At 48.0% G+C, this 7222-nt stretch carries 11 protein-coding genes; 9 read left to right on the top strand and 2 right to left on the bottom strand.

The features are described from left to right. Positions 1-168: 168 nt before the first annotated feature. Positions 169-1686 (top strand): tyrosine-type recombinase/integrase, encoded by a 1518-nt coding sequence (locus tag HNV11_RS23765; RefSeq protein WP_171742321.1) that lies wholly within the window; start codon positions 169-171, stop codon positions 1684-1686. A gap of 55 nt (positions 1687-1741) precedes the next feature. Here the strand turns inward: HNV11_RS23765 and HNV11_RS23770 are convergent, their stop codons facing one another. Then, entirely contained in the window at positions 1742-2014 is a 273-nt protein-coding gene (locus HNV11_RS23770) for a helix-turn-helix domain-containing protein (RefSeq protein ID WP_171742322.1), read from the bottom strand. Between the two features lie 413 nt (positions 2015-2427). Beyond that, positions 2428-2772 carry a TIR domain-containing protein gene (locus tag HNV11_RS23775; RefSeq protein ID WP_171742323.1) on the bottom strand — a complete coding sequence of 115 codons (345 nt, stop codon included), beginning with the start codon at positions 2770-2772 and terminating at the stop codon, positions 2428-2430. 252 nt (positions 2773-3024) lie between these two features. Here HNV11_RS23775 and HNV11_RS23780 point away from each other — a divergent pair, with 252 nt between their 5' ends. From HNV11_RS23780 to HNV11_RS23815, 8 genes are all read left to right on the top strand, one after another. Continuing rightward, a complete protein-coding gene (locus HNV11_RS23780) occupies positions 3025-3345 on the top strand; it encodes a hypothetical protein (RefSeq protein ID WP_171742324.1) in 321 nt (106 codons plus the stop codon). A gap of 54 nt (positions 3346-3399) precedes the next feature. Continuing rightward, complete coding sequence (locus HNV11_RS23785; protein WP_171742325.1) at positions 3400-3588, top strand: SymE family type I addiction module toxin; 189 nt, start codon at positions 3400-3402, stop codon at positions 3586-3588. A 59-nt stretch (positions 3589-3647) separates the two neighbouring features. Beyond that, positions 3648-4343: a hypothetical protein gene (locus tag HNV11_RS23790; RefSeq protein WP_171742326.1), complete on the top strand. Its 696-nt coding sequence runs from the start codon at positions 3648-3650 to the stop codon at positions 4341-4343. A gap of 129 nt (positions 4344-4472) precedes the next feature. Beyond that, positions 4473-4775 (top strand): hypothetical protein, encoded by a 303-nt coding sequence (locus tag HNV11_RS23795; protein ID WP_171742327.1) that lies wholly within the window; start codon positions 4473-4475, stop codon positions 4773-4775. A gap of 52 nt (positions 4776-4827) precedes the next feature. Further along, the gene (locus HNV11_RS23800; RefSeq protein WP_171742328.1) at positions 4828-5187 is read left to right on the top strand and encodes a hypothetical protein; all 360 of its coding nucleotides are present in this window, start codon (positions 4828-4830) and stop codon (positions 5185-5187) included. Beyond that, positions 5187-5549 (top strand): hypothetical protein, encoded by a 363-nt coding sequence (locus HNV11_RS23805; RefSeq protein WP_171742329.1) that lies wholly within the window; start codon positions 5187-5189, stop codon positions 5547-5549. Before HNV11_RS23800 ends, HNV11_RS23805 begins: the two co-directional genes overlap by 1 nt. A gap of 356 nt (positions 5550-5905) precedes the next feature. Beyond that, entirely contained in the window at positions 5906-6409 is a 504-nt protein-coding gene (locus HNV11_RS23810) for a hypothetical protein (protein WP_171742330.1), read from the top strand. Positions 6410-6959: 550 nt separating this feature from the next. After that, complete coding sequence (locus HNV11_RS23815) at positions 6960-7193, top strand: hypothetical protein (RefSeq protein WP_171742331.1); 234 nt, start codon at positions 6960-6962, stop codon at positions 7191-7193. The last annotated feature ends 29 nt before the right edge of the window (positions 7194-7222 follow it).

Below are 7222 nucleotides of genomic sequence, written 5' to 3' on the forward strand. Positions count from 1 at the left end.
GCCAGATATCGCCCGATCTGCCGGCACATATTGACGGTCGAGTCCATTCCAGACGACGCAAACAGAATAATATTCTGAATTGCCCAAAACGTAAAGTTAAATCTTGAGCGGGCCTTATGAAGAAAATCCGCAAGCCGAAGGATTGCAACAGATCCAACCCGACAACGTATGGAAGAATTAAAAGTAGAGTTTCACACCGCCGAGGAACAGGCCGCAATTATTGCGAACCTGAAAAACCCAGAGCATAAAGTAATTGCCTTGTTGATGCTCGACACGGGCGGCAGAGTTTCAGAAGTATGCAAACTGACCTGGGAGAAGTGTGATTTCCGGGCCAAGACCGTAACGATAAAAACCAGCAAGCAGCGAGGTAAAGAGAAAGCCCGATGCCTGCCCATGTCAGAGCGTTTGTATGCTGCGTTTGATGAATTGGTGAAGCAGCGTAACAAAGAAGGAGCCGCGCTGAAAGGGTTTGTGTTTCCGGGCAATGATCGTGGCCATATCTACAGAACCGCGCCCTACATGATGCTGAAGCGATTGCAGGCGAAAGCCCCGCAGGTAGGCGACGTAAGGCCGCACAAGTTGCGCCACACCTTTGCGACAAACCTGGTCGCGCAGGGAACCGAGCTGATCGACATACGGAACATGTTGGGCCATTCCGACAGCCGGGTTACGGAGATTTATACGCACACCAACCCCGAACGATTGCGGGCGCAGATCAACGCCAGCGCACCGCGACCGAGCGTATTCGAGCGATTAAAGGCGCGACTATTGCCGAAGCAGAGAACGTTAATCAATCTGGTAATTACCGATGTCGATTTTATCGTAGGCCGCGAGAAAGAGCAGAAACAGATACAGAGTCTAATCAGCCGAGGTATCAGCGTTTTAATTACAGGAGCGATAGGCGCAGGTAAAACGCATTTATTACAATCGCTCAACTTCGATAAACCGACGCTTGTCATTGATGATGCCAGCGACTTTAAAAAGTCTATCACAGCCGCCATACTGCACATTTGCGGAGACAAGGAAACTGCCGCAGCTATGCTGTTTAAAACGTCCGATCTGAAGGCCGTAGAAACCAAGCTGAGTACGTCGAGCTTACCGAACCTTGTGCAGACGTTAAAGGATTGCACACAGCCGAACGAGTACCTGTTAAAGATCGGCAATATTGATGGAGTGACCCCAAAAGGCGTAAAGATTCTGGAAGATTTGAAAGACCACTTTACGATCATCACAACCGCCAGGGGTATAAAGATGGAAGCCGCTTCATTCGCCTGGAGCTTTGAAAAGATTGAGCTGCAGCCGTTGACCCGACCCGACAGCCTGCGCATGATTTACCGCTTAATTGGCGATTTGCAGACGAGCGAGTTAGACGCAGTAATGACGAAGATTTACGAAACGTCGGACGGAAACCCGCGCAAGATTAAAGAGTTATGCGAGCGATTGAGAAGGGAGCCGTTTGTAAACCTCGACTCGGCAACGGAGGTGGCCGATAGCTATCTAGGCCGACAGGTTGAAGAATTTGACTTCAGTATAATTCTGCTCGTCATCTTGGGCGGATTCGTTCTGATGCGATACTATGGTCGAGTGACTGGAGAGAAAGACCTACAGTTTATAGGTGCGTGTATTATGTTTGTATTGATGTTCGCGCGGTATCTGTTTAAATCTGCCCGACGAAAGACATTATAGATTTTTTTATTTCTGAATGGTAAAAGCCTGACTGTTTTACGGTCAGGCTTTTTTGTTATTCGTTCAGAACGGCTCCTTTGCCCCGTAGAATGAACTCTGCCGATAGTTGCGGGAACCGTTCCGCTATCTGAACCCATACCGGAAATTTGGGAATAAACTTGCCGGAAGTCCAGTCATAAATCTGCTGCTGCTTCACGCCGATAGCTTCGCCAAAATCAGTCACTTTCATATCCAGCGCGACAACGATTGCTTTTAAGCGTTTGGCTGATTCGCTATTCTCCATACATAAACTATTTTGCGTTTCCGCAAAGAAAGCGGATTTGTTCATAATAGTACAGTGCGGATTGGTTGCGTATTGGTTTGCCGCCTTTGGCCGCAGTTAATAGGTCGTGCAGTGCCTGAAACGGCACAGCCCGTAGTTCGTAAGAGTGCAGTGCGGATTGTGTTAGGTGGCTTACGCGCTTTCGTGGGCTGACGCATCAACTTGCCCCTTCGTCCGTCGCCCGCGTTTCTCCTGCTACTCGCTCGCACATCCTCAGCACAAACGGGGCGCGTCCTCAGGTGCGCTCCGGCATCGGCTCCGCAGCTTCGTTCGGGCTTCGTTCGCTCGTTCCTCGCTGCCTTGCCCTCACTACGGCGCGGGCCTCCCTACGCTGAAAAACGGTGTATAGTGTGGGGGGTGTTCCACGACCGCGCCAGCGTTCCACGCCAGCCGGCAGGCCCGCGCCCAGGCTGCCGCAGCTAAATCATGAGCAGCTTTACTTGCTTGCCTTGCCGCCTGGCTTCGCGCAGTTCGTTGGCCGTTCCTCGGCTCTTTCCATCCCAGAGCGCGAGCACGTTATCTGCCGCCCTCACCAGCTCGCGCCCGCGTATCGGTCCAGCCGCTCGCCCGTGTTGCTGCCAGTCTGGAGCAAAGCCGGTTTCTGCGTTGCCGGTTTCCTGTGCCCACCGCTGGCCATGCAGCAGACCCGCTCCCTCGGCCCCGTGTAGTACTTCAGTTGTCCCCAGTTCGGCCAGTGCTGCGCGTACCTGCGCGTAGTGTGCTGCGCCCGTTGCGCTGCGCGTAATCAGTAAAGCAGTTTTCATGTGTTGAAGGTACATAAACTTTGCGTTTTTGCAAAGATTTCTTTGCGTTTTCGCTTGTTTTGTACGTACATTTCCCTATCTTTATAGTGTTGCAGGTTGCCAGTGGGTAGCCAGTTAGCCGCCCGTCCTCACCCGTCGCGCGCCCGTTCTTTGACATGAGGTATTTTTCATTTGTTCGCCCTTCGTTTGGGCTGGCGACTGGCCTTCAATAGTCGCGCTTAGTTCAATTTTTCACCATTCAGAAATAGAAACATGAAACAAGTATCATTTTACAAAAGCGGTACTCATTATTTCGCCATTTGCGGCACTGTAATAGAGCAGGTTTGCCTTTCGGTTTTGTGCGAAAAAGTTTATTGGGCTGAAATACGCCAGACGGAGCTTTTACCCAATCAGGTAGCAGGCTATCAGAAGGGGCTAGCAATCAGCAAGGAAGAATACGAGCTGGTCAGGTATCAGGCGCAGGAGCTGCTTCTACTTCCTTTCTGGTCAGAAGGTCACGCTGAAATTGTGCGCTATACCGAGGCAGATATAAACCTGATGCAAGGCTATTCAGCCCAGGTAAATAAACGTTAATCATTCCCCACCAGCGCCCGCCCTCTGTGCGGGCGCATTTATTCAACCTCAGCCATGCAAACGCGCACAAAAAAGGTCCAGGCGAAATATTCAATTACTGGCAGTATAGGATTCAAGAAAACCCGCATCATTCCAAGTCTGGAGCTATCAGGCGACTGGTTTTCTGCCGCAGGTTTCGCACCTGGGCAGCTTGCGACTATCGAAGTAATCAACGGCCAGATTACAATAAAGCCAGCCGTTTAAACCTCCACGCGCCCGCCACCCGTGCGGGCGCATTTATTCACCATTCAGAAAATAGAAAGATGAAATCGACTCCAAAACTGCCGCAGCCAATCAGTCAGGAAGCCCGCCAACTAATCAAGCCTTACCAGTACATAGACAGGCAAACCGGAGAGGTAAAAAACGGAATAAAGTACGTAGAAGGCCAGCCGTTAAACATTCGCTTTAATGGCCAGACCGGACGGTTTACCCGCGACGGCCAGCAGGATTTAGGCCCACGTATTGAGATTGTCCCTGTCTGTTTCCGAGCGTTCAAAGGTTCGCTTTTTGGCCGACAGCCAGCGAAGTACGTAGAGGTTTTTTATGTGGATGGACAGCGTAACTTATGCGTTGTGTTATTCACGAATGCCACAGCCGAGAACTTTGTAAAGTTCGCTGCAAGCCTGTATTACAGCGATAATACGCAGACGATAACTAACTCCCGTATTGCCATCAGCGCAGCCGTAAGAATCCGCAAAAGCGATTCACAACGCTACCACGTAGCCGAGTTTGAGAATTTAGGTTTAGCCAGTCCCGATGCCGTTGATGCGTTCCGAGCGTTCGGCTTGGATCATAAGATTTACAGAGCTGAAACAAGAAACCAGCCCGGTACAGCAACGGACGTAGAGGACGGTAAGCATAGTAGTTTGTATTTCCCCATGTGGGGAATGGGAGTCAGAGAAGCAGCCCCCGCAGACGCAGAGGAAGCCCGCCAGTTACAAGCCAGTTACACGCGATGATTCTGAAGGTTCTAATCCTGGCCATACTGATGCTCGCAGGAGGCTACGCGCTACGCATAGACAAACACGGAAAGCGATAAATTCACCAGCCCGCAGCCGCCGAGGTTGCGGGCGCAAACCCATCCACTGATGAAGTTTAACCAGATCAAACAGTTTGACCAGTTCCCCACGTATGGCGAGGATGATTTTAACGAGTTCCGAGATTGGCTGATTGACGAGATAATAACCGAGGTAGAGGACTGCGACAGGAAAGAGGTAGGCTACACAGCCGCAGCCCTGGCGACATGGATTGCAGGCCGCTTGAAAATCCAGATTCACCGCGACGAGGAAACCGCCTGGAGTTCGCAGATTCGGGTATTGGTCCCGATTGCATTAGAGCGCAGACGCATGACCCGCGACGAGCAGAAAGGACAATACAGCTTAAAATTCTAATGCTCACCAGTCCGCAGCCGCCCAGGTTGCGGGCATAAATTGTACTGACAAAATGAATGAAACACCACGAGCCCGCACCCGATCAGGCAAGATTAAGCGAACCGAGCGAGTAGAAGTTCGAGCCACCGCAGACGAGAAAGCCAGCGTAAAAACGCTGATGCAGCGCAGAGGTAAGACCAGCGAGGCCGACGCTATATTTACCGCAGTGCGTGAAGCCATCCACCGCGACAGCGTTGATGGACTGATTGATGACCTTCGTTTGATGATGAATACCGCAAAGGTTGACAATTACCGGATTAAGGCCGACACCGGACGAGCAAGCGAATATCTCGACGGCGTAGAGGTAACAGTAGGTAAAGTCCTAACCATGCTTGAAACGATTAGAAACCCTCATCTAAAACTACCTGCGTGATGCCATACAGACACACGACCGACGATCAACCGACTTACAATGAATTACGCGGAACGTTCGCAGGAGCAGCCGACGCGCTAAGTGAATCCGAGCCAGAGCCGACGTATGTGCCGACCCCGCGACGCTGGCAAGTTGGCGACCTGCTAAAACATCGGACCTACGGAAACTGTCTGATTCTGCGTAAGCAGGTTGGCGTGTTTCACAATTACGATTTGATAGCCGAGGACGGTTATCAGTTCCAGACGCAGGAGCCGACTAACTTCCTGCATAACACCGGACTGACTTACCAGTATAAGGACTTTGCACAGACCGCATCAGATTACCGAGCCGGACTGTTTACCCCTTACTTTGAAATCTTGTAGCCATCCAGAAACCGGAGACGGAAACAGTTTCCGGTTTCTGGCCCACCCCGCGAACGGCAGCATAGTTTGGTCCAGGCTATTCGATTATAAGCCAATTAACTTTGTAAGACGGTTCATCAATACCACGAATGATTGTACGTCAATCTCGAATGAAAACAGTAGCTCGAGTTTCATATTCAATAATTGGTTATGTAAAATTATGAAACTGAGGGCTTTGACTATCAATAAGTTATGAATATATAAGTATTGAAAAATGTAAGGTTATATAAGAGGTATTACTTTATTATCTGCTTTCTATTTAAGTTATTTTGTGTTATTTCAATCAGATTTTACTTTAACAGTAACAGCTTAACTCTATGATAAAGAATCCTTCTTTTATCTTAACGTTGCTTATACTTTTTATAAGTGGATGTTCAAAAACGAAAAACGGGTTTAGTCTTGATGAGCTAAATAGTTTAAGTAGTATGAATATTAATGAGTTTGAGTCATATGTATTGTCAAAGGGTTATGAACTACGAGAAAATACTGCGTCTTTTTATTACTATGGTAAGAGTGTTAATGATCCACGAATAGAAGATAGTGTTGACGATATAATTTCTTGGGAAGAGGATGAGGGAAAGCAAACAGTCGCGTATCAATGCTCTAATAAGGACTATTACTTAAAGATAAAGGAAGAGGTTGCCAAATCAGACTTCAAGTTTATTAATCGTGTTGTATCTTTAAGTATGATAGATACCAAATTAAACTATAGTGATAAGGACATATCACTTACTTTAGTAACTATACCCAAGTCGAAAAAAATAGGTACAGAGAAGAATTATTATCGTATAGAAATTACACGGTCTTTACAATCAGATTAGTAAACTTTACATGGTTGAAAGAAATTAGAACTAGGCTAGCAAATGATTGCCCTTGATCTGCATTCGCCAGCATTAACAAAAATTGGGGTGACTCAATACTAGAATTGTGTTGTTACACACAAGTCTGCGTTGCCTGCACCATCCGTATGATGCCACATAATATCCGTTGTACATTCCGCAGACACATTTATATTTGTCCAGTTGTCCGAACGATAGCGCAATGCAGGGATGCAACGTAAAGGATAGGACAGGCCCGCGACGGATAAACCTCGCATTTAGGAAGCCCGAACCGCCCCGCTGTTCGGGCTTTCACACGTAACTACGTTAAGCCTAGCGTCGAGTACGCGCAGGCTGCATAACGCATTTGGTAAGTTCAAAAAGTACCGTATATCTTATGGTATGGAGACTAGGTAGCAAGCTTCCAGTAGTAAATTACAACATAGGGGTAGGCTCGTGTATTCAATCAAAATAATGTCAGACAAACAGTAGCATTATGTTAGGATTCTAATGTTTAGAATTATAGATTTACATAATTGTAGAGCTTTAAACTATGGCTAAGAATACTGCATTTGTAGACGAATTGCAGGGTTTTGCCGACCAGGTGAAGACAGAACCTGTACAGAAAGTCTCGTCGTTACAACCACCAGCAGCTAGCTCAAAGGAGGAGCAGCAGCTAAACGTTTGGATTCCTAAAGACCTGATGAAACGTCTGAAGGTCAAGGGAGCCGAAACAGATAGAAGCTTAAAAGAAATGGTTACGGAAGCTCTCGAACAGTTTCTATAAGATGGAGCCGATCATCAAAACGTACAGTA

Source organism: Spirosoma taeanense (assembly GCF_013127955.1).
GTDB lineage: Bacteria > Bacteroidota > Bacteroidia > Cytophagales > Spirosomataceae > Spirosoma > Spirosoma taeanense.